The organism is Stenotrophomonas sp. YJH_SMC_73, from assembly GCF_059370155.1.
The window spans coordinates 66,618-85,420 of record NZ_JCAFTJ010000005.1 but is presented as its reverse complement, the minus strand read 5'-3'; the positions used below and the strand labels follow the sequence as shown (position 1 = coordinate 85,420).

Here is an 18,803-nt window from a genome sequence, read left to right as displayed (position 1 = left end):
GCTTAGTTTACAGCATCCTTCAGGGCCTTACCAGCCTTGAACGACGGATTCTTCGAAGCAGCGATCTTGATGGTGTCGCCGGTCTTCGGGTTGCGGCCGGTGCGGGCAGCACGGTCGCGGACCTGGAAGGTACCGAAGCCAACCAGGGTGACCGCATCGCCGTCCTTCAGCGCCTTGGTGACGGCAGCAACGACGGCATCGACAGCGCGGCTGGACTCGGCCTTGGTCAGGTCTGCAGCTTCAGCAACGGCATCGATCAATTCGGTCTTGTTCATTCTCTACAACTCCTTTGGCGGTGGGTTCCGCTTATTCGACAGGGAAGCAACCGCACGCGCTCTGCATGCGGCCGCCATGTGGAAACGGTTCGCCGAATTCAGCGATCGCCAGACTGCGATCACTCATTCGCGAGTGCTGCTTTTATACCAGTGGCCCTACCCCCACGCAAGCTGGAAAGCCAGCAACGACGCGGGTTTCGGGCCATTGGACAGCGCGCGTCAATGCTTGACGCGCGCGTTTCCACTCGGTTTGGCCTTGCTGCGCACCGTGACACGTTGCGCACTCTTGCGCGCCTTCTTCGGTGCCAACGGACGCTCCAGCGCCAGGTCCAGGACTTCTTCGATGTACTTCACCGGCACGATCTCCAGATCGCGGGTGACGTTGGCCGGGATGTCCGCCAGGTCCTTGCGGTTCTCCTCGGGAATGATGACCGTGCGGATTCCGCCACGCAGTGCGGCCAGCAGCTTCTCCTTCAGTCCACCGATGGCCGTGACGCGACCACGCAGGGTGATCTCGCCGGTCATCGCCACGTCGGCACGCACCGGCACCTTGGTCAGCATCGATACCAGCGAGGTGACCATCGCCGCGCCGGCACTCGGGCCGTCCTTCGGCGTAGCGCCATCGGGCACATGCAGGTGCACGTCGTGCTTCTGCAGGAAGTCGCTGTCGATGCCGAAGCCGACGGCGCGCGAACGCACCACCGACAGCGCCGCTGAAGCCGATTCCTTCATCACGTTGCCGAGCTGGCCGGTCAGGATCAGCTGGCCCTTGCCCGGCACCAGCGTCGATTCGATCTGCAGCAGATCGCCACCCACCTCGGTCCAGGCCAGGCCGGTGACCAGGCCGATCTCGTTCTCTTCCTCGGCACGGCCGAAGTCGAAGCGACGCACGCCCAGGTACTTGTCCAGGTTCTTGCTGGACACGCTCACCAGCGCCTTCTTCTTCGCGCCCTTCTTCGCCTTCACCGGCTGCGGGCCGGCCAGCGCGATCTCCTTCACCACCTTGCGGCAGATCTTGGCGATCTCGCGTTCCAGGTTGCGCACGCCCGACTCGCGCGTGTAGTAGCGCACGATGTCCTGGATGGCGTCACTGCCGATCTCCAGCTCTTCCGGCTGCAGGCCGTTGGCCTTGACCTGCTTGGGCACCAGGTAACGGGTGGCGATGTTGAGCTTCTCATCCTCGGTGTAGCCGGGGATGCGGATCACTTCCATGCGGTCCAGCAGCGGGCCGGGAATGTTGAGCGAGTTCGAGGTGGCCACGAACATCACTTCAGACAGGTCCAGGTCCACTTCCAGGTAGTGGTCGTTGAACGCGTTGTTCTGCTCAGGGTCGAGCACTTCCAGCAACGCCGAGGACGGATCGCCGCGGAAGTCCATCGACATCTTGTCGATCTCGTCGAGCACGAACAGCGGGTTCTTGCTGCCGACCTTGTTGAGGTTCTGCACGATGCGGCCCGGCATCGAACCGACGTAGGTGCGACGGTGGCCACGGATCTCGGCCTCGTCACGCACGCCGCCCAGCGACATGCGCACGAACTTGCGGTTGGTGGCCTTGGCGATGGACTGTCCCAGCGAGGTCTTGCCCACGCCCGGCGGCCCGACCAGGCACAGGATCGGGCCCTTCATCTGCTTCACGCGCGACTGCACCGCCAGGTATTCAAGGATGCGTTCCTTGACCTTCTCCAGCCCGTAGTGATCGGCATCGAGGGTGTCCTGCGCCACCTTCAGGTCCTTGCGAACCTTGCTGCGCTTCTTCCACGGCACGCCCAGCAACCACTCCAGGTAGTTGCGCACGACCGCCGCTTCGGCCGACATCGGCGACATCTGCTTGAGCTTGTTCAGCTCGTTGCGCGCCTTGGCCTCAACGGCCTTCGGCATGCCGGCCTCGGCGATCTTGCGCGCCAGCTCTTCCAGCTCGCCAGGCGCATCGTCCAGGTCACCCAGTTCCTTCTGGATGGCCTTCATCTGTTCGTTGAGGTAGTACTCGCGCTGGCTCTTCTCCATCTGCGACTTCACGCGGCCGCGGATGCGCTTCTCCATCTGCTGCACGTCGATCTCGCCGTCGACCAGGCCGACCAGCATCTCCAGGCGGTCACCGACGGCCAGCGTTTCCAGCAGGCGCTGCTTGTCGGCCAGGCGCACGCTGATGTGCGCGGCGATGGTGTCGGCCAGGCGCGCCGGCTCATCGATGCCCGACAGCGTCTGCAGCAGTTCCGGCGGCAGCTTGCGGTTGGTCTTCACGTACTGCTCGAACAGCGACATCAGCGAGCGGGCGATCGCCTCGACCTCGCGCGCTTCGCGCTCGTCGCTGGCGTCGATCTCCACGGCCTGGCCGTGCAGCGAGCCGTTGCGCTCGTCAACGTGGGTGACCTGCACGCGCGACAGGCCTTCGACCAGCACCTTGATGGTGCCGTCGGGCAGCTTCAGCAGCTGCAGCACCTGCGCCAGCGTACCGACCTGGTAGAGGTCGGCCGCATGCGGGTCGTCGGTTTCGGCCGACTTCTGCGCCAGCAGCAGGATGCGCTTGTCCGCCTCCATTGCCTGTTCGAGCGCGTGCATGGACTTGTCACGGCCGACGAACAGCGGAATGACCATGTGCGGGAACACCACTACGTCGCGCAGCGGCAGGACCGGCAGGTCGAGGGTTTCACTTGGGGAACGGGCCATGGGGGCTCCAGGGAAGGGGGAAAACCGCCTCCGGGAGGGCATCTTCCGGAGACAAAAAAAGCCGATGGCCCCGTTATGGGGCCATCGGCTTTCAGATGCAAGGCATTCCTTGAAAATCCTTTCCAATCAACAACCTGGAAGGATCACTCGGCGCCTGCGGCCTTCTGTTCAGGGACCGCCGGGGTCTGGTAGATCAGGTACGGCTCGGACTTGTGCTCGATCACCGATTCGTCCACCACCACCTTGCTGACGTTTTCCTGCGACGGCAGGTCGTACATGGTGTCCAGCAGGACCGATTCGACGATGGTGCGCAGGCCACGGGCACCGGTTTTGCGCTTGAGCGCCTTCCTGGCGATGGCCGACAACGCGTCCGGACGGAACTCCAGCTCGACGTTCTCCATCTCGAACAGCTTCTTGAACTGCTTGGTGATGGCGTTCTTCGGCTCGGTCAGGATCTTGATCAGGGCCGGCTCGTCCAGCTCCTCCAGGGTCGCCACCACCGGCAGGCGGCCGACGAACTCCGGAATCAGGCCGAACTTGATCAGGTCTTCCGGCTCGACTTCGGCCAGCACCTTGCCCACTTCCTGCTTGCGCTCGCTGCTCTTCACCTTGGCGCCGAAGCCGATGCTGCCGACGTCGGTGGAACGGGCCTGGATCACCTTGTCCAGCCCGGCGAACGCGCCGCCGCAGATGAACAGGATGTTCTTGGTGTCCACCTGCAGGAATTCCTGCTGCGGATGCTTGCGCCCGCCCTGCGGCGGAACGCTGGCCACGGTGCCTTCGATCAGCTTCAGCAGGGCCTGCTGCACGCCTTCGCCGGACACATCGCGGGTGATCGACGGGTTCTCGCTCTTGCGCGAGATCTTGTCGATTTCATCGATGTAGACGATGCCCTGCTGTGCCTTCTCGACGTCGTAGTCGCACTTCTGCAGCAGCTTCTGGATGATGTTCTCCACGTCCTCGCCCACGTAACCGGCTTCGGTCAGCGTGGTGGCGTCGGCCATGGTGAACGGCACGTTGAGCAGGCGGGCCAGGGTTTCGGCCAGCAGCGTCTTGCCCGAACCGGTCGGGCCGACCAGCAGGATGTTCGACTTCGCCAGTTCGACGTCGTCGTTCTTCTGCCGGCTCTCGATGCGCTTGTAGTGGTTGTACACGGCCACGGCCAAGGTGCGCTTGGCGCGGTTCTGGCCGATCACGTACTGGTCCAGGACCTCGAGGATCTCGCGCGGCTTGGGCAGCGAACTGCGCGCCGACTGCGCCTTTTCCTCAAGTTCCTCACGGATGATGTCGTTGCACAGCTCCACGCACTCATCGCAGATGAATACGCTCGGACCCGCAATCAGCTTGCGCACTTCATGCTGGCTCTTGCCGCAGAAAGAGCAGTAGAGGATCTTGCCGGTGTCCGTGGAACGACCTTGGCGGTCTTCGCTCATGCTTCGCTTACCCAGTTACCCCACCCGCTGAACGGGGGTTCGATTCGAGAATAGCACAGGGCCGAGGGGACACCAGTCCCGCCCGACCCTGCAGGAACGGGGCCTCCCTGGCCCCGTGAAGGCCGGTCAACCGGCCTGGATCGACTCATCCGGACGACGCTCCAGGACCTGGTCGACCAGACCGTAGGCCTGCGCCTCGAAGGCGCTCTTGAAGTTGTCGCGCTCGGTGTCGCGGGCGATCGTCTCCAGCGACTGGCCGGTGTGCTTGGCCAGGATCTCGTTCAGGCGCGAACGCAGGGTCAGGATCTCACGCGCGTGGATGTCGATGTCGGTGGCCTGGCCCTGGTAGCCGCCCAGCGGCTGGTGGATCATCACGCGCGAGTTCGGCAGCGCATAGCGCTTGCCGGCTTCGCCCGCGGCCAGCAGCAGGGCGCCCATCGAGGCGGCCTGGCCGATGCAGGTGGTGCTCACATTCGGCTTGATGTACTGCATGGTGTCGTAGATCGCCATGCCGGCGGTGACCACGCCACCCGGCGAGTTGATGTAGATGTTGATGTCCTTTTCCGGGTTCTCCGATTCCAGGAACAGCAACTGCGCCACCACCACGTTGGCCATGTGATCGTCGATCGGGCCCACGAGGAAGATCAGGCGCTCCTTCAACAGGCGCGAATAGATGTCGTAGGCACGCTCGCCGCGGCTGGTCTGCTCGACCACCATCGGAACCAGGTTCAGGGCTTTGGTTCGGTTGTCCATTACGTGAGGTACCTATCTTGGGGGGCAACAACCCCGCGCCGGCAAAGGCGCGGGGCATCCGGTGATCCGCCGGCTTACTGGCGGATCGCGTCCTGGAACGACAGCTTCTCTTCGGTGTGCTGGGCACGCTCGGCGATCCAGTCGATCACCTGCTCTTCCATCACACGGTTCTGCAGGCCAGACATCAGCTGGGGGTCGTTACGGTACATCTCAATGACCTGCTCCGGCTCTTCGTAGGTCGAGGCGATCAGACGCATCGTTTCGTTCAGGCGCTTGGCTTCCAGGCGCAGGTCGTTGATGCGGGCCACTTCACCGACCAGCAGGCCGACCAGCACGCGCTTGGCGGCGGCGTCCTTGAAGCCTTCGTGGGCATCGGCCGGGATCTCGCCGACGTTCTGGCCGTTGCGGCGCAGCTGCTCGACCTGCTGGGCCAGCATGGCGCGGGCTTCGTTCTCGACCAGGCGCGGCGGCATTTCCACCGACGAGTAGGCCGCGATCAGCTGCTCGCCCACTTCGCGGCGCAGGCGGTTCATCAGCGCGCCCTTCAGCTCACGCTCCAGGTTGGCGCGGATGTCGCCGCGGAACTGCTCGACGTCGCCACCCTTCACGCCGAAGCTCTTGATGAAGGCTTCGTCGACCGCCGGCACGACCGGCTCGGACACTTCGGCAACCTTGACGGTGACCTGCACGGTCTTGCCGGCCAGCACCGGCACGCGCCAGTCAGCCGGGAACTCGACGTCCAGGGTCTTCTCTTCGCCCTTGGCCAGGCCGACCAGGCCCTTTTCGATGGTGTCGAACATCATGCCCTGGCCGAGCACGATCGAACCCTTCTCGGTGCCCTCGGCCGGCAGGCGCTCTTCGCCGGCCTGCGACCAGGTTTCCACCGCGACCAGGTCGCCGTCCTGCGCGCCACGGCTGACCGGGGCCCAGGTGCGACGCTGGTTCTGCAGGTTCTCGATCATCTGGTCGATGTCGGCGTCGGTGATCTCGGCGGTGTGGCGCACGACGGTCAGCTTGCTGACGTCGATGTCGCCGAAGTCCGGCACCACTTCCACGGTGGCCACGAAGGAGAACTCACCCTCGTCGCCCTTGTCGATGCGCGGGCTGCCGACGACGCGCAGGTCGTGCTCGCGCACGGCCGCGTCGAAGGTCTCGCGCAGCAGGCCGTCCAGCGCCTCGCCACGGACCTGCGCGCCGAATCGCTGCTCGATCACCTTGGCCGGCACCTTGCCCGGACGGAACCCCTTGATGCGGGTGGTACGGGCGATTTCGCCCAGGCGGCCGGCGATGTGGCTCTGCAGACGCTCTTCCGGCAGCGAGAAGCTCAGGCGGCGTTCCAGGTTGCCGGTGGATTCGATCGAAGCTTGCATGTTGACTCCTGCCACCGGTGGCCCAGGCCCCCGGCTCGATGATTGGGATGAAACGGTTGTTAGGACACGACGTCTGGGACGCGCCTGCTTGCCGCAGCCCTTTAGTTTCGCCCAATTCGGCCTGCACTGCCAGCGCGTGCCGGTCAAGGGGGCGCCGATGGCCCGATCAGGGCGGGGACAGGCCGGCACTGGTGCGAAAGGGGGGACTCGAACCCCCACGCCTTGCGGCACTGGAACCTAAATCCAGGGCGTCTACCAATTCCGCCACTTTCGCGTGGCCGGCGCAGGTGTTCATTGTCGCAGGCGGCGACTGGAATCGGAAGGCCTGCACAAAGCTGAATCCACTACGCTCCGCGCCATCGCTGCATCGCGGCCAGCCCGGCGGGTGCGCGACCAGCCGGGCTGGCCGCAGCCTACTGCTGCGGTACCGTGCGGGCCGGCGCGGCGCCTGAGCCCGGGTCGACGGCCGCATCCACCTTCCGGACCTCCACGCCCCCATCGTCGGTGCGACGCAGGGCCACCGACGCCGGCGCAGCCCTGCGCACATCCACCGAACCGTCCGCATTGCGCTGTACGTCCACCGCGCCGGGCAGGACCTCCCCCTCCGCGGGCCGGGCCGGCCGCAACTGCATGGCGTCGTCGATCTGGCGCGCCGGAATGCGCTCTGCGCCCGCATCACGCTCGACAGCCTGCGCGGGATCATTGCCCGGCGTGCAGGCCGCCAGTGCCATCAACGCGAAGGGAACCCACACCGTGCCGTGCAATCGAGTGATCTCAGCCATCAACATCTTCCTTCCTGCATGCGCCATCGGCGCGGAAGATCTATTGGGTGCGATGCAGGGCGCCATGCGGTGAGAAGCAGTGCACAGCATTGAAAGCACTGATGACGCGTATGCCCCTGATTTCAGCACTGCTTCAGTGGATCCACGCCATGCGTGGATGAAGCGCAACCGGCGTGCGGGCAAGAAAAAAGCCACCTGGATGACCAAGTGGCTTTCGTCTGGTGGGCTGTCAAGGATTCGAACCTTGGACCTATTGATTAAGAGTCAACTGCTCTACCAACTGAGCTAACAGCCCGAAATCGGGGCGCGAATTATGACCCGATCCGCTCGGTGGGTGCAAGCACTTTCTTCAACATCGTTGAAACCAGCACTGCGATCCCGATGCGTTGCAGATCCACGCCAGGCGGGGCCCTGCAACGTGTGGCCCATTGAAACGAAAGGGTCACACCTATAAGAAAAAAGCCACCTGGCGTACCAGGTGGCTTCCGTCTTGGTGGGCCGTCAAGGATTCGAACCTTGGACCTATTGATTAAGAGTCAACTGCTCTACCAACTGAGCTAACGGCCCGTGAAACTCAGACGCACATTGTAACGTGCTTTCTGTTTATTGCAATACCGTTTCGGCTGCGCCGATGCGGTTGAATCAGTGGGGTGGCTGAGGGGATTCGAACCCCCGACCACCGGAATCACAATCCGGTACTCTAACCAACTGAGCTACAGCCACCACTGAAACTTTCGCTCCACCGCCGATACCGCCAGCACTGGAACCTTGAAACCTTGCCTGGAGACTGTCACCGAAGTTCCGGTCCGCCGAAGCGAGTCCGATATTCTGGTGGAGTCTTTACGCTTTTGCAAGCACTTCTTCACATCCGCCGATGCGATCCCGCTGTCCCGCCAATGGCGCGCCCGACAGGAATCGAACCTGTAACCGCCGGCTTAGAAGGCCGGTGCTCTATCCAGTTGAGCTACGGGCGCCCGAACCGGAACGGTGTCCAATCCGACGTGACGTGGGATTGGTCGGGGTAGAGGGATTCGAACCCCCGACATCCTGCTCCCAAAGCAGGCGCGCTACCAGACTGCGCTATACCCCGGTCTTGCAATCCCCTCGGGTCAGGCCCGGGGAGTTGGTCATTGTCGCCAAGCGCGTTGGGAACTGTCAACGAAGGATGCGCAGTTCCACGGCCTGCCACAACGCCGAAAGCAGTCATCGGCTATGCTCACGCCCATCGGCCGGATGGCCGTCCTGACCCTCATTCGCACGGAGAACACGCATGCGCAGCGGCAACCCGGCTCTTTCCGAGTCGACCTTCCTCGACCTCGCCAGCGGTTCGGTGGTGACCAGCCCCGACCAGGCAATGACCCTCAACGGCACCGTCAACAAGACCGGTTTCCTGCTGCTGTTGACCGTGCTGACGGCCGCTTTCGCCTGGAACCAGACCATCGACGACTACGGCCAGGTCATGGCCGGAGCCAGGTTGTATGCCATGGGCGGCGCCATCGGCGGCCTGGTGCTGGCGCTGATCACCATCTTCAAGAAGGAATGGTCGCCGGTCACCGCGCCGATGTATGCGCTGGTGGAAGGCGTGTTCCTCGGCGCCATCTCGGCCCTGTTCAACGCCAAGTTCCCGGGCATCGTGTTCCAGGCCGTGCTGCTGACCTTCGGCACCCTGTTTGCGCTGCTGTTCGCGTACCGCAGCGGCGTGATCAAGGCCACCGAGAACTTCAAGTTGGGCGTGGTCGCCGCCACCGGCGGCATCGCCCTGCTCTACCTGGCCTCGTTCGTGCTGGGCTTCTTCAACATCAACGTGCCGGTGATCCACGACTCCAGCTGGTTGGGCATCGCCTTCAGCCTGTTCGTTGTGGTCGTGGCGGCGCTGAACCTGGTGCTGGATTTCGACTTCATCGTAACCGGCGTGGCCCAGCGCGCGCCGAAGTACATGGAGTGGTATGGCGCATTCGGCCTGATGGTGACCCTGGTCTGGCTGTATGTGGAGTTCCTGCGCCTGCTGTCGAAGATCCAGCAGCGCTGAGTCCAGCCACGCCGAGAGAGACAAGCCGCGATCCGCAAGGGTCGCGGCTTTTTTGTAGAGTCGAGCAAGCCCACACGTCCCCTGCCCCCATGCCCGACACCTTCCACAGCTACCGCCCGGCAGAGGGCCACCGTCTGCCGCATGACCCGTTCAACGCCATCATCGGCCCGCGCCCGATCGGCTGGATTTCCAGCCGCGACGCACAGGGCACGTTGAACCTGGCGCCCTACAGCTTCTTCAACGCCTTCAACTACACCCCGCCGATCATCGGCTTCTCCAGCCAGGGCCGCAAAGACTCGCTGCGCAACATTGAAGCCACCGGTGAATTCGTGTGGAACCTGGCCACCTTCGACCTGGCCGAGGCGATGAACGAAAGCTGCCGTGCGGTCGCGCCGGATGTCGACGAGTTCGTCCTTGCCGGCCTGACGCCACTGGCCTCAACGCAGGTCACACCGCCCCGCGTGGCACAGAGCCCGGTAAGCATGGAATGCCGCTGCACGCAGATCGTCCGCCTGCGCGATGCCGCCGGCCAGGACACCAACGGCTGGCTGGTGCTGGGCGAAGTGGTGACGGTGCATATCGATGAACGGCTGCTGGTCGATGGCATCTACGACACCGCTGCGGCGGCCCCGATCCTGCGCGGCGGCGGGCCTGCCGACTACTTCCGCATCGGCGCCGGACAGCGCTTCCGCATGTTCCGCCCGACCTGACGTTCAACCGGTTACGGCCGCGCCAGCAGCACCGGCATCGACGACGCCAGCAATGCGATGCCCGACGCGGTCAACAGGCTCAGTACGATCTGCCGGAAGCGCGCCTCGCTGATGCCGATGTAGACGCGCGCACCCAGCAGGGTCGGCACCAGCATCGCCGGCGCCACGATGGCGAAGTACGGCAGCATCTGCCGGCTCACCAGGCCGCTGCCGACATAGGTGGCCATGGTCACTGCCAGCATCGCCAGGTTGAAGTTCTGGATGACCGCGCGCTGCTCGTCCTTGCCGAAGCCACGCAGCGTGCTCCACAGCGTCGGCACCGGTCCGGCGAAACCGCCGATGCCGCTGAGCACCCCACCTGCCATGCCGGCGATCGCGTCACCGATGCGACCACCCACGCGGATCGGCGGCAATGATCGCGCCATCAGCATCACCGGGCACCACAGCGCAAGGAAGCCGCCCAGCAGCGCCTTGAACCAGTCCATGTCCAGGTGTGGCAGTACCATCACGCCGAGCGGAATGCCCGCCAGGCCGCCCAGCACGAACGGCAGCAGCAGGCGCAGGTTGAAGCCACGCCGCACGGTGAACACGGCCACCAGCTGACCGACCAGCGCGCCGAACACCGACAGCGCAGCGGCCAGTCGCGGCTCCAGCCCCCATGCCCAGAACGACATCGCTACCATCCCGAAGGCGAAACCGGACAGGCCCTGTACGAATCCGGCGACGATCGCGCCAAGCGCGACCAGCAGATACACCGACTCCATCATCACCCCGGCTGCAACCGCGCGACTACCCTGCCGCGCTCACCTGTGCAGCGTAGTGCGCCGCGAGATGCTCGACCAGCGCACGCACCTTGGGCGCCAGTGCACGTGCATGCGGGTACAGCGCGAAGTAGCGTCGCTGGCCCGCATGCCAGGCCGGCAGCACGCGGATCAAACGACCGGCGCGCAGATCCTCCTGCACGGTGAAGGCGGTGAACAGGCTGATGCCCATGCCGGCCAGCGCGGCGGCGTACAGTGCGGGCGTGGCATCCACGCGCAGGCGCTGCCCGGCTTCGATGCTCGCGGTTGCGCCGCGCGGCCCCTGCAACTGCCAGGGCGGCAGTGCTGGCGTGGGACTGAAACCCAGCAGCGTGTGATGAGCCAGGTCCGCTGCCTGCCGCGGCAGTCCGTGGTGTACCAGGTAGGCCGGTGCGGCGACCAGGATGCGCGGGCAGCTGGCCAGCTCGCGCGCGACCAGCTGGCTGTCCGGCAGTGAAGCCGCGATGCGCAGGGCCAGGTCGAAACCACCACCGACCACATCGACCAGCTGGTCATCGGCCGACAGGTCCAGCGTGACCTGGGGGTAACGCTGCAGGAATGACGGCAGCCAGTGCGGCAGCTCCTGGCTGGCCACCACCTGCGGCACGCTGATCCGCACGCTTCCACTGGGCTGCGCCTGCCCGGCACGGGCACGGTCGTCGGCTTCCTGCAGGCGGTCCAGCAGCGTTGCCGCCTCACGGTAGTAGTCGCGCCCGGCCTCGGTCAACGACAGCCGGCGGCTGTTGCGATCGAGCAGGCGCACCTGCAGGTGTTCTTCCAGCTGCCGCAGTTGCCGCGACATCGCCGAGTGGGTGGTACCGAGGCGCTCGGCTGCCGCGGTGAAGCTGCCCGCATCGACGATGGCGCGCAGTGCACGCAGGGCAGCGAAGTGATCCATCGGCGGGCAGCTCCACGTGGCAGAGCCCGCGGCATGCGGGCCCCGCCAGCTTATCAAGCGCCGTCGCCGGCCTTGCGCACCGGCAGTGCCAGGATCGCGTCAGTCGTCATGACATCGCCGAAGGCGTCCTCGATCTGGGCCAGAGCGGCTTCATGCAGCGTGCGATGGCCGATGCGCCGGCCGCCAGCCAGGTCCAGGTCACGGCTGGCGCTGGCATCGGACGAGACGATCACCCGGTAACCACGGGGTGCGGCCGCCGCGTCGCGCGCGGCACCAGCCACGCAGGCATGGGTCTGCAGGCCGATGACGATCAGGGTGTCGATGCCGGCGTTCTTCAGCAGCGGGTCGAGCACGGTGGAGGACGCGCCGGCGAACACGCTGACATTGTCCTTCTGCACCACGGTCTCGCCCTGGCGCGGCTGCAGGTCGCGATGGAAGGCAGCATTGACGCTGCCCTGTGCGAACAGCGGCGCACCCGCCGGCAGCACGTGCTGCACATGGATCACGCGGATGCCATGAGCATCGGCGAATTCGACCACCCGCTTCGCCTGCCGCAGCGCGGCCACGCCATCGGGAATGACCATGCGGCCACCGGCAAAGCCCGGTGCGGCCGTGGCATCGAAGTACTCATTCTGGAAGTCGATGACCAGCACGGCGGTCTTTGCCGCATCCAGCGAGGTCGCGACCGGCGCGCCAGCCATGTGGCGGATGGTGGGATGGGCCGGCTCGGCGGCGGCGACCGGGGCGGTGGTGGCCATGCCGATCAGGCTGGCCAGGCCGAAGGCGGTGAGGTTCATGTTCGAGCTCCAGTGCGTTGGGAAGTGGGCACAGGATGCGGAGCGCATGACGCACGAACCAGCCGCGTAGCGGCACATGATCCGTGCAATGTACGCACAGACAATTTCCATGTAGAGCCACCCCATGGGTGGCTGCGGACCAAGGCCCCGTCATTCCACGCACGGCGTGGATCTACCGGGCCGGCCCACAACGCAACGGGGCGCCCGAAGGCGCCCCGCTGTGGATCCAACCGAGGTCGGCCGGCCGCTTACAGGCGGCTGGCGATGGCCTGGGCAAAGCTCATGGTGGTGCCGGTGCCGCCCAGGTCGCCGGTCAGCGAATCCTTGGCTTCCATGGTCGCCACGATGGCCTTGCGCAGGCGCTCGGCGTTTTCCGGCTGGCCGACATGGTCCAGCATCTGCGCGGCTGCCAGCAGCAGCGCGCACGGATTGGCCTTGCCCTGGCCGGCGATGTCCGGCGCGGTGCCGTGCACGGCTTCGAAGATCGCCGCGTCCTTGCCGATGTTGGCACCCGGGGCCAGGCCCAGGCCGCCGACGAGACCGGCGCACAGGTCGGAGATGATGTCGCCGAACAGGTTGGTGGTGACGATCACATCGAACTGTTCCGGACGCATCACCAGCTGCATGCAGCAGTTGTCGACGATCATTTCCTGGAACTCGATCTCCGGGTACTGTGCGGCGACTTCACGGGCGACGTTCAGGAACAGGCCCGAGGTCGACTTGATGATGTTGGCCTTGTGCACGGCAGTGACCTTCTTGCGACCAGTGCTCTTGGCCAGCTCGAAGGCGTAGCGCACGATGCGCTCGGAGCCCTTGCGGGTGATGCGGGTGCCGGAGAAGGCGGTTTCGCCGTCGGCCGACACTTCCTGGCCTTCGGCCAGGTAGGCACCTTCGGTGTTCTCACGGACGGTGATCAGGTCGACGTTGTCGAAACGCGACTTGGTGTTCGGGAAGGTGTGGGCCGGACGCACGTTGGCGTACAGGTCGAAGTGGCGGCGCAGGCTGACGTTGATCGAGGTGAAGCCACCACCGACCGGGGTGGTCAGCGGGCTCTTCAGCGCGACCTTGTTGCGCGCGATCGATTCCAGGGTCACTGCCGGCATCAGGTCGCCGTGCTTTTCCAGGGCCACCAGGCCGGCGTCGGCGTCTTCGTACTCCAGGCCAGTCTTGAGCTGGTCGAGCACGAACAGGGTGGCGTCCATGATTTCCGGGCCAATGCCGTCGCCGCGGATGACCGTAATTTTCTGCGTCATTGATCGATGTTCCGAACAGGGGGAAAAACGCCGTCCGGACGTGCCCGGAAACGCCGGCGCAAAGGAAGTTTCACCGGCAATTATGCCTGAGCCGGGGCCGAGGTCCCAAATAGACCATGGTCCCAGTGCCCGGCCCAGGCAGAATTGCCCGCGCATTCCGCCTTATCCCCGCGCCTGTCGGCGCGCCCCCTTGAACAACAAGGGGGCTCCTGGGCTGTTGGATCGTGGGAAGGCCCCTCGCGGGTGCGGTAGTGCCGGCCGCTGGCCGGCAACCCCGGCCATGCCGGATTCAGGGAATACCGGCCAGCGGCCGGCACGCCCCTCAGTGCTCGTGCGCTGCCGGGGCGGCGGCGCCACCTTCAAGCTGGTCGAGGAAGTCGACCGCGCGGCGCAGGTGCGGGATCACGATCGATCCGCCCACCACCAGGCCGACCGAGAAGGTCTCGAAGAACTCCTCGCGGGTCACGCCGGCGTCCTTGCACTGGGCCACGTGATAGCTGATGCAGTCGTCGCAGCGCAGCACCATCGAGGCCACCAGGCCCAGCAGCTCCTTGGTCTTCACGTCCAGCGCGCCGGCCTGGTAGGTCTGCGTGTCCAGCGCGAAGAAGCGGCGCACCACCTGGTTCGGCTCACCCAGGATCCGCTCGTTCATGCGCTTGCGGAACTCGGTGAACTCGGCGATGCGGTCCTTGCTGCCGTCGTCGGCCGCGCTCATGCCTGGCCCTGCCCGGCCAGCAGCGGCTCGAGCTTGCCTTCACGGTGCAGGGCCATCATGTCGTCGTAGCCGCCGACATGGACGTCGCCGACGAAGATCTGCGGCACGCTGGTGCGGCGGGTCAGCGCCATCATCTTCTCGCGCTCGGCCGGGTCCAGGTCGATGCGGACCTCGGTCCACTGCTGGCCCTTGCTCTTCAGGAAGTTCTTGGCGGCCACGCAGTACGGGCAGACGGCGGTGGAATAGATGGTGATGGCGGGGGCACCGCCGGCGGTCTGGGCTGTCACGGGAAACTCCACGATGGATCGACGGTCTACATATGGTACCGGTGCGCTGGAATTTCCACGCCACGGCCGCAACACTGTGGATTAACGAATGGTTGCCCCCCGCCCTGCCACGCTTGGCGCGCCCCGCCCGAGGAACTCCTGCTTGCGAGCCCTGCTGCTGACTACCGCCGTCACCCTGGCCCTGGCCATGCCGCTGGCCCAGGCCCAGGAGAAGCTGCCCGACATCGGCTCCTCGGCCGGCGAGCTGCTGACCCCGGCCCGCCAGGCCGAGTACGGCGCGATGATGCTGCGCGAGCTGCGCAACTACGGCTACCTGCTGGAAGATCCGCTGGTCAACGACTGGCTGCAGACCATGGGCACCCGGCTCGGCTCCAACAGTGACCAGCCGCGGCAGCCGTACACCTTCTTCGTGATGAACGACCGCCAGATCAACGCGTTCGCCACGCTGGGCGGCTACATCGGGGTCAATGCCGGCCTGGTGCTGACCGCCGAGCGCGAGGACGAGGTCGCTGCGGTGCTGTCCCACGAAATCGCCCACGTCACCCAGCAGCATGTGCTGCGCGGCGTCGAGCGCGCCCAGCGTGACCAGATCCCGATCCTGCTGGGCATGCTGGCAGCGGTGGTGGCCGCCCAGGCCAGCAACAGCACGTCGTCCGGCAACGCGACGATGGCCGCGATCAGCTCGGGCATGGGCCTGATGCAGCAACGGCAGATCAACTACACCCGCTCCAACGAGTCCGAGGCCGACCGCCTCGGCATCCGCACCCTGTCACGCAGCGGCTACGACGTGGATGCCATGGCCGGCTTCTTCGAACGGATGTCGGCGGCCATGCGTGGCAACGAAGGGGGCTACAGCGTGCCCGAGTTCCTGCGCACCCACCCGGTCAACATCACCCGCATCAGCGAAGCCAAGGCCCGCGCCGAGCAGATGAAGAAGGATACGGTGCTGCTGACCACCAGCACCCCCACCGGCGAGCGCAAGGAGCGGGTGGACCCGGCCGATCCCAGCCTGGGCGAGCCGCTGCTGCGCGGCAACAACCCGCTGCTGCCCAGCAGTGTGCTGCGCCTCCCGATCGGCCAGCTCAACCGTGGCGCCAGCGGCGACTTCGACTGGGCACGTGAGCGCCTGCGCGTGCTCAGCGCGGATTCCACCCCCGAGCTGGAACGCGAGTATGCCGACCTGGCCAAGCGGCAGAAGGACGGTCTCAACGATGCGCAGCGCTATGGCCAGGCGCTGGCGGTCATGCGCGGTGGCCGTGCCGGCGCCGGCCAGGCCCGGCAGACCCTGGCCGGCCTGCTCCAGACCCATCCCGGCAACCTGTGGCTGGCGCTGGGCCTGGGCGAAGCGGAATCGCGGGCAGGCCAGGCGGCCCAGGCCAACAGCCGCTTCGAGCAGCTGCTGCGCGAACACCCCAACAGCCGCCCGGTGGCGCTGACCTATGCCGAGATCCTGAACGAACAGGGCAACCGCGAGGCCGGCCAGCGCGCGCAGGCGATGCTGCGCCCCCTGTTGTCGCAAAGCGGTAACGATCCGGTCTTCCAGCAGCGCTTTGCCCGCGCCAGCGAGCTGGCCGGCGACAGCGTGCGTGCCAGCGAGGCCTATGCCGAGGCGGCCTTCCTCAGCGGTCGGCCGGAACAGGCGCTGCTGCAGCTGCAGGCGCTCAAGCGCAACCCGGCGCTGGATTACATTGGCCGCGCGCGGATCGATGCCCGCATCGAAGCGATCACCCCGACCGTGCTGGAGCTGCGTCGCCAGGGCGTGCAGGACCCGGACCTGGACCGGCGCTGAGCGCTGCATGACCGGCCGATGGCAATCCAGGCCGGTTCCGGCCGGGCAGTCACAAACATGTCATCAAACCGTAGTCTACTGACACCACTCCAGTAACCGAGCCCTACGGTGTCCTCGTGCAGAAACGCATCCTGATCGTCGATGACGAGCCCGCGATCCGTGAAATGGTCGCCTTCGCCCTTCGCAAGGGCGATTACGAACCGGTCCACGCCGGCGATGCCCGGGAGGCCCAGACCGCGATCGCCGACCGCGTTCCGGACCTGATCCTGCTGGACTGGATGCTGCCCGGCACCAGCGGCCTGGACCTGGCCCGTCGCTGGCGCAAGGAAACGCTGACCCGCGAAGTGCCGATCATCATGCTGACCGCCCGCGGCGAAGAGAACGACCGCGTCGGTGGCCTGGAAGCCGGCGTCGACGACTACGTGGTCAAGCCGTTCTCGGCGCGCGAACTGCTGGCGCGCACCCGTGCGGTGATGCGCCGTGCCCGCGAGGACGACGAGGACGGCAGCGTGGCAGTCGGCCCGATCCGCATCGACGGCGCCGCCCATCGCGTGTTCGCCAACGACCAGCCGGTGCCGATCGGCCCGACCGAATACCGCCTGCTGCACTTCTTCATGACCCATCCGGAGCGCGTCTACACCCGCGCGCAGCTGCTGGACCATGTATGGGGTGGCAGCGTGTACGTGGAGGAGCGCACCATCGACGTGCATATCCGCCGCCTGCGCAAGACGCTGGAACCGTTCAACGCCGAGAACATGGTGCAGACCGTGCGCGGCGCCGGCTACCGGTTCTCCACTGCCACCTGAGTCTCGTCGTGCCGGCACCGCGCACCTGCGGGTGCCGGTGCCGGCAACTCTGCTATAACCCTTGGTTCACTCCAGTGAACCGCCGCACCTCAACGACGAGACCGCAATGCCCCGCCACATCCGCTCTGCCTGGTTGAAGACCCTGGCCACCGTTGCCGCGGTACTGCTGTTCGCCGGACTGGTGGGGTGGTTCACGGGCCATCTGTGGTTGTGCATCGCACTGGGCGCGCTGGCTACCCTGGCCTGGCATTACTGGCGACTGCGCAGCGTGCTGCGGCGGCTGACCGCGCGCCAGCGCTGGGACACCGCCGAAGAAGGCACCGGCGTCTGGAACGAACTGGACCGCCTGCTGTATCGCAACCAGGTGGAAATGCGCGTGCGCAAGCGCCGCCTGCTGGACATGCTGCGCAGCTACCGCGCCGCCGCCGCCGCATTGCCCGACGCAGTGGTGGTGCTGGACCGCAACAGCCAGCGCGTGCAGTGGTTCAACGAAGCGGCCACCGCCCTGCTCGGCCTGCACCATCCCGGCGACCTTGGCGAGGCCCTGGTCGAACGCTTGCAACCGATGCCGCTGGCCCACTGGCTGGCCGGTGGCCGCAATGCCGAACCGATCCTGGACGTGCCCTCGCCGGTCGATCCGGCGATCCGCCTGAACCTGCGCCTGATTCCCTATTCGTCGGATTACTGGCTGCTGATCGCCCGCGACGTCAGCAAGTTGCTGCGCCTGGAACAGGTGCGCCGCGACTTCGTGGCCAATGTTTCACACGAGCTGCGCACGCCGCTCACCGTGGTCCACGGCTACCTGGACATGATGGATCCGGAGGACTTCCCCGGCACCGGCCCGATGCTGGAAGAAATGCGCAAGCAGAGCCAGCGCATGGCCCAGCTGGTGGAAGACCTGCTGACCCTGTCGCGGCTGGAATCGCAGGAGCACAGCGAGGAAGAGACCGTGGCCATGCAGCCGATGCTGGCGACCCTGCGCCGCGAGGCCGAGGCGCACAGCCAGGGCCGCCACCAGATCAGCATCGATGATCTGGCCGGTGTCGACCTGCAGGGTTCGAACAAGGAACTGCACAGTGCCTTCTCCAACCTGGTCACCAACGCGGTGCGCTATACCCCGGCCGGGGGCCGCATTGCGGTGGAGTTCCGCCGCGAAGGCGACGGCGCCGTGCTGGCGGTGCGCGATTCCGGCTACGGCATTCCCGCCACCCACCTGCCGCGCCTGACCGAACGTTTCTACCGTGTGTCCAGCAGCCGCTCGCGCGAGAGCGGCGGCACCGGGCTGGGCCTGTCCATCGTCAAGCACATCCTCGGCCTGCACCACGCACGGCTGGAGATTGAAAGCGAAGTCGGCAAGGGCTCGGTGTTCTCCTGCCATTTCGATGCCGACCACGTGCGCCCGCGCGAGTCCGCCCCCCTGACCTCCATCGAAGAATGAC

The 18,803-nt window shown here is 65.9% G+C and carries 17 protein-coding genes and 6 tRNA genes; 5 read left to right on the top strand and 18 right to left on the bottom strand.

The features are described 5' to 3' along the window. Positions 1-2: 2 nt before the first annotated feature. The 12 genes from AC5P8R_RS09690 to AC5P8R_RS09635 all read right to left on the bottom strand — a co-directional run bounded on the left by AC5P8R_RS09690 (position 3) and on the right by AC5P8R_RS09635 (position 8,370). Complete coding sequence (locus tag AC5P8R_RS09690; protein WP_004146343.1) at positions 3-275, bottom strand: HU family DNA-binding protein; 273 nt, start codon at positions 273-275, stop codon at positions 3-5. A 219-nt stretch (positions 276-494) separates the two neighbouring features. Continuing rightward, positions 495-2,942 carry an endopeptidase La gene (gene lon / locus AC5P8R_RS09685; RefSeq protein ID WP_014646100.1) on the bottom strand — a complete coding sequence of 816 codons (2,448 nt, stop codon included), beginning with the start codon at positions 2,940-2,942 and terminating at the stop codon, positions 495-497. Between the two features lie 143 nt (positions 2,943-3,085). Beyond that, a complete protein-coding gene (gene clpX / locus AC5P8R_RS09680; RefSeq protein WP_014646099.1) occupies positions 3,086-4,375 on the bottom strand; it encodes an ATP-dependent Clp protease ATP-binding subunit ClpX in 1,290 nt (429 codons plus the stop codon). Between the two features lie 126 nt (positions 4,376-4,501). Further along, entirely contained in the window at positions 4,502-5,128 is a 627-nt protein-coding gene (gene clpP / locus AC5P8R_RS09675) for an ATP-dependent Clp endopeptidase proteolytic subunit ClpP (protein ID WP_019659528.1), read from the bottom strand. Between the two features lie 74 nt (positions 5,129-5,202). After that, positions 5,203-6,498 carry a trigger factor gene (gene tig / locus AC5P8R_RS09670; protein ID WP_069118486.1) on the bottom strand — a complete coding sequence of 432 codons (1,296 nt, stop codon included), beginning with the start codon at positions 6,496-6,498 and terminating at the stop codon, positions 5,203-5,205. Between the two features lie 189 nt (positions 6,499-6,687). Next, positions 6,688-6,772 (bottom strand) — tRNA-Leu (locus AC5P8R_RS09665). A 139-nt stretch (positions 6,773-6,911) separates the two neighbouring features. Beyond that, entirely contained in the window at positions 6,912-7,280 is a 369-nt protein-coding gene (locus tag AC5P8R_RS09660; RefSeq protein WP_014646096.1) for a hypothetical protein, read from the bottom strand. 219 nt (positions 7,281-7,499) lie between these two features. Beyond that, positions 7,500-7,575: transfer RNA gene (locus AC5P8R_RS09655), tRNA-Lys, on the bottom strand. 196 nt (positions 7,576-7,771) lie between these two features. After that, positions 7,772-7,847: transfer RNA gene (locus AC5P8R_RS09650), tRNA-Lys, on the bottom strand. A gap of 79 nt (positions 7,848-7,926) precedes the next feature. Then, a tRNA-His gene (locus AC5P8R_RS09645) sits at positions 7,927-8,003 on the bottom strand. Between the two features lie 174 nt (positions 8,004-8,177). Further along, positions 8,178-8,254: transfer RNA gene (locus AC5P8R_RS09640), tRNA-Arg, on the bottom strand. A 39-nt stretch (positions 8,255-8,293) separates the two neighbouring features. Then, positions 8,294-8,370 (bottom strand) — tRNA-Pro (locus tag AC5P8R_RS09635). A gap of 180 nt (positions 8,371-8,550) precedes the next feature. On the opposite strand from AC5P8R_RS09635, the gene AC5P8R_RS09630 reads away from it, so the two are divergent. Together AC5P8R_RS09630 and AC5P8R_RS09625 are read left to right on the top strand one after the other, a co-directional pair. After that, entirely contained in the window at positions 8,551-9,309 is a 759-nt protein-coding gene (locus tag AC5P8R_RS09630) for a Bax inhibitor-1/YccA family protein (protein WP_495223323.1), read from the top strand. 89 nt (positions 9,310-9,398) lie between these two features. Further along, complete coding sequence (locus AC5P8R_RS09625; protein ID WP_014646094.1) at positions 9,399-10,019, top strand: flavin reductase family protein; 621 nt, start codon at positions 9,399-9,401, stop codon at positions 10,017-10,019. Between the two features lie 11 nt (positions 10,020-10,030). On the opposite strand, the gene AC5P8R_RS09620 is transcribed toward AC5P8R_RS09625, so the two are convergent. The 6 genes from AC5P8R_RS09620 to grxC all read right to left on the bottom strand — a co-directional run bounded on the left by AC5P8R_RS09620 (position 10,031) and on the right by grxC (position 14,769). After that, positions 10,031-10,783: a sulfite exporter TauE/SafE family protein gene (locus tag AC5P8R_RS09620; protein ID WP_049440305.1), complete on the bottom strand. Its 753-nt coding sequence runs from the start codon at positions 10,781-10,783 to the stop codon at positions 10,031-10,033. Between the two features lie 25 nt (positions 10,784-10,808). Further along, positions 10,809-11,717: a LysR family transcriptional regulator gene (locus AC5P8R_RS09615; protein WP_495223322.1), complete on the bottom strand. Its 909-nt coding sequence runs from the start codon at positions 11,715-11,717 to the stop codon at positions 10,809-10,811. A 53-nt stretch (positions 11,718-11,770) separates the two neighbouring features. Beyond that, on the bottom strand, positions 11,771-12,514 hold the full coding sequence (locus AC5P8R_RS09610) for a cysteine hydrolase family protein (protein ID WP_495223321.1): 744 nt from the start codon (positions 12,512-12,514) through the stop codon (positions 11,771-11,773). 248 nt (positions 12,515-12,762) lie between these two features. After that, positions 12,763-13,767, bottom strand: coding sequence for an isocitrate dehydrogenase (locus AC5P8R_RS09605; RefSeq protein ID WP_014036138.1), 1,005 nt, complete (start codon positions 13,765-13,767; stop codon positions 12,763-12,765). A 322-nt stretch (positions 13,768-14,089) separates the two neighbouring features. Further along, positions 14,090-14,482 (bottom strand): carboxymuconolactone decarboxylase family protein, encoded by a 393-nt coding sequence (locus AC5P8R_RS09600; protein WP_004154542.1) that lies wholly within the window; start codon positions 14,480-14,482, stop codon positions 14,090-14,092. Next, on the bottom strand, positions 14,479-14,769 hold the full coding sequence (gene grxC / locus AC5P8R_RS09595) for a glutaredoxin 3 (RefSeq protein WP_004154541.1): 291 nt from the start codon (positions 14,767-14,769) through the stop codon (positions 14,479-14,481). The genes AC5P8R_RS09600 and grxC overlap by 4 nt, the downstream gene beginning before the upstream one ends. A 142-nt stretch (positions 14,770-14,911) precedes the next feature. On the opposite strand from grxC, the gene AC5P8R_RS09590 reads away from it, so the two are divergent. From AC5P8R_RS09590 to phoR, 3 genes are all read left to right on the top strand, one after another. After that, positions 14,912-16,558 carry a M48 family metalloprotease gene (locus tag AC5P8R_RS09590; RefSeq protein WP_495223320.1) on the top strand — a complete coding sequence of 549 codons (1,647 nt, stop codon included), beginning with the start codon at positions 14,912-14,914 and terminating at the stop codon, positions 16,556-16,558. 116 nt (positions 16,559-16,674) lie between these two features. Then, positions 16,675-17,364 (top strand): phosphate regulon transcriptional regulator PhoB, encoded by a 690-nt coding sequence (phoB, locus tag AC5P8R_RS09585; RefSeq protein ID WP_495223319.1) that lies wholly within the window; start codon positions 16,675-16,677, stop codon positions 17,362-17,364. Between the two features lie 106 nt (positions 17,365-17,470). Then, on the top strand, positions 17,471-18,802 hold the full coding sequence (phoR, locus tag AC5P8R_RS09580) for a phosphate regulon sensor histidine kinase PhoR (protein ID WP_046429124.1): 1,332 nt from the start codon (positions 17,471-17,473) through the stop codon (positions 18,800-18,802). Position 18,803: the final 1 nt, after the last annotated feature.

Bases quoted from the DNA above. Each gene is read 5' to 3' on its own strand.
- AC5P8R_RS09625 (WP_014646094.1), top strand. From the start codon at position 9,399: ATGCCCGACACCTTCCACAGCTACCGCCCGGCAGAGGGCCACCGTCTG.
- phoR (WP_046429124.1), top strand. From the start codon at position 17,471: ATGCCCCGCCACATCCGCTCTGCCTGGTTGAAGACCCTGGCCACCGTT.
- AC5P8R_RS09615 (WP_495223322.1), bottom strand. From the start codon at position 11,717: ATGGATCACTTCGCTGCCCTGCGTGCACTGCGCGCCATCGTCGATGCG.
- AC5P8R_RS09660 (WP_014646096.1), bottom strand. From the start codon at position 7,280: ATGGCTGAGATCACTCGATTGCACGGCACGGTGTGGGTTCCCTTCGCG.
- clpX (WP_014646099.1), bottom strand. From the start codon at position 4,375: ATGAGCGAAGACCGCCAAGGTCGTTCCACGGACACCGGCAAGATCCTC.
- tig (WP_069118486.1), bottom strand. From the start codon at position 6,498: ATGCAAGCTTCGATCGAATCCACCGGCAACCTGGAACGCCGCCTGAGC.
- AC5P8R_RS09605 (WP_014036138.1), bottom strand. From the start codon at position 13,767: ATGACGCAGAAAATTACGGTCATCCGCGGCGACGGCATTGGCCCGGAA.
- AC5P8R_RS09630 (WP_495223323.1), top strand. From the start codon at position 8,551: ATGCGCAGCGGCAACCCGGCTCTTTCCGAGTCGACCTTCCTCGACCTC.
- AC5P8R_RS09610 (WP_495223321.1), bottom strand. From the start codon at position 12,514: ATGAACCTCACCGCCTTCGGCCTGGCCAGCCTGATCGGCATGGCCACC.
- clpP (WP_019659528.1), bottom strand. From the start codon at position 5,128: ATGGACAACCGAACCAAAGCCCTGAACCTGGTTCCGATGGTGGTCGAG.
- AC5P8R_RS09600 (WP_004154542.1), bottom strand. From the start codon at position 14,482: ATGAGCGCGGCCGACGACGGCAGCAAGGACCGCATCGCCGAGTTCACC.
- lon (WP_014646100.1), bottom strand. From the start codon at position 2,942: ATGGCCCGTTCCCCAAGTGAAACCCTCGACCTGCCGGTCCTGCCGCTG.
- AC5P8R_RS09620 (WP_049440305.1), bottom strand. From the start codon at position 10,783: ATGGAGTCGGTGTATCTGCTGGTCGCGCTTGGCGCGATCGTCGCCGGA.
- AC5P8R_RS09690 (WP_004146343.1), bottom strand. From the start codon at position 275: ATGAACAAGACCGAATTGATCGATGCCGTTGCTGAAGCTGCAGACCTG.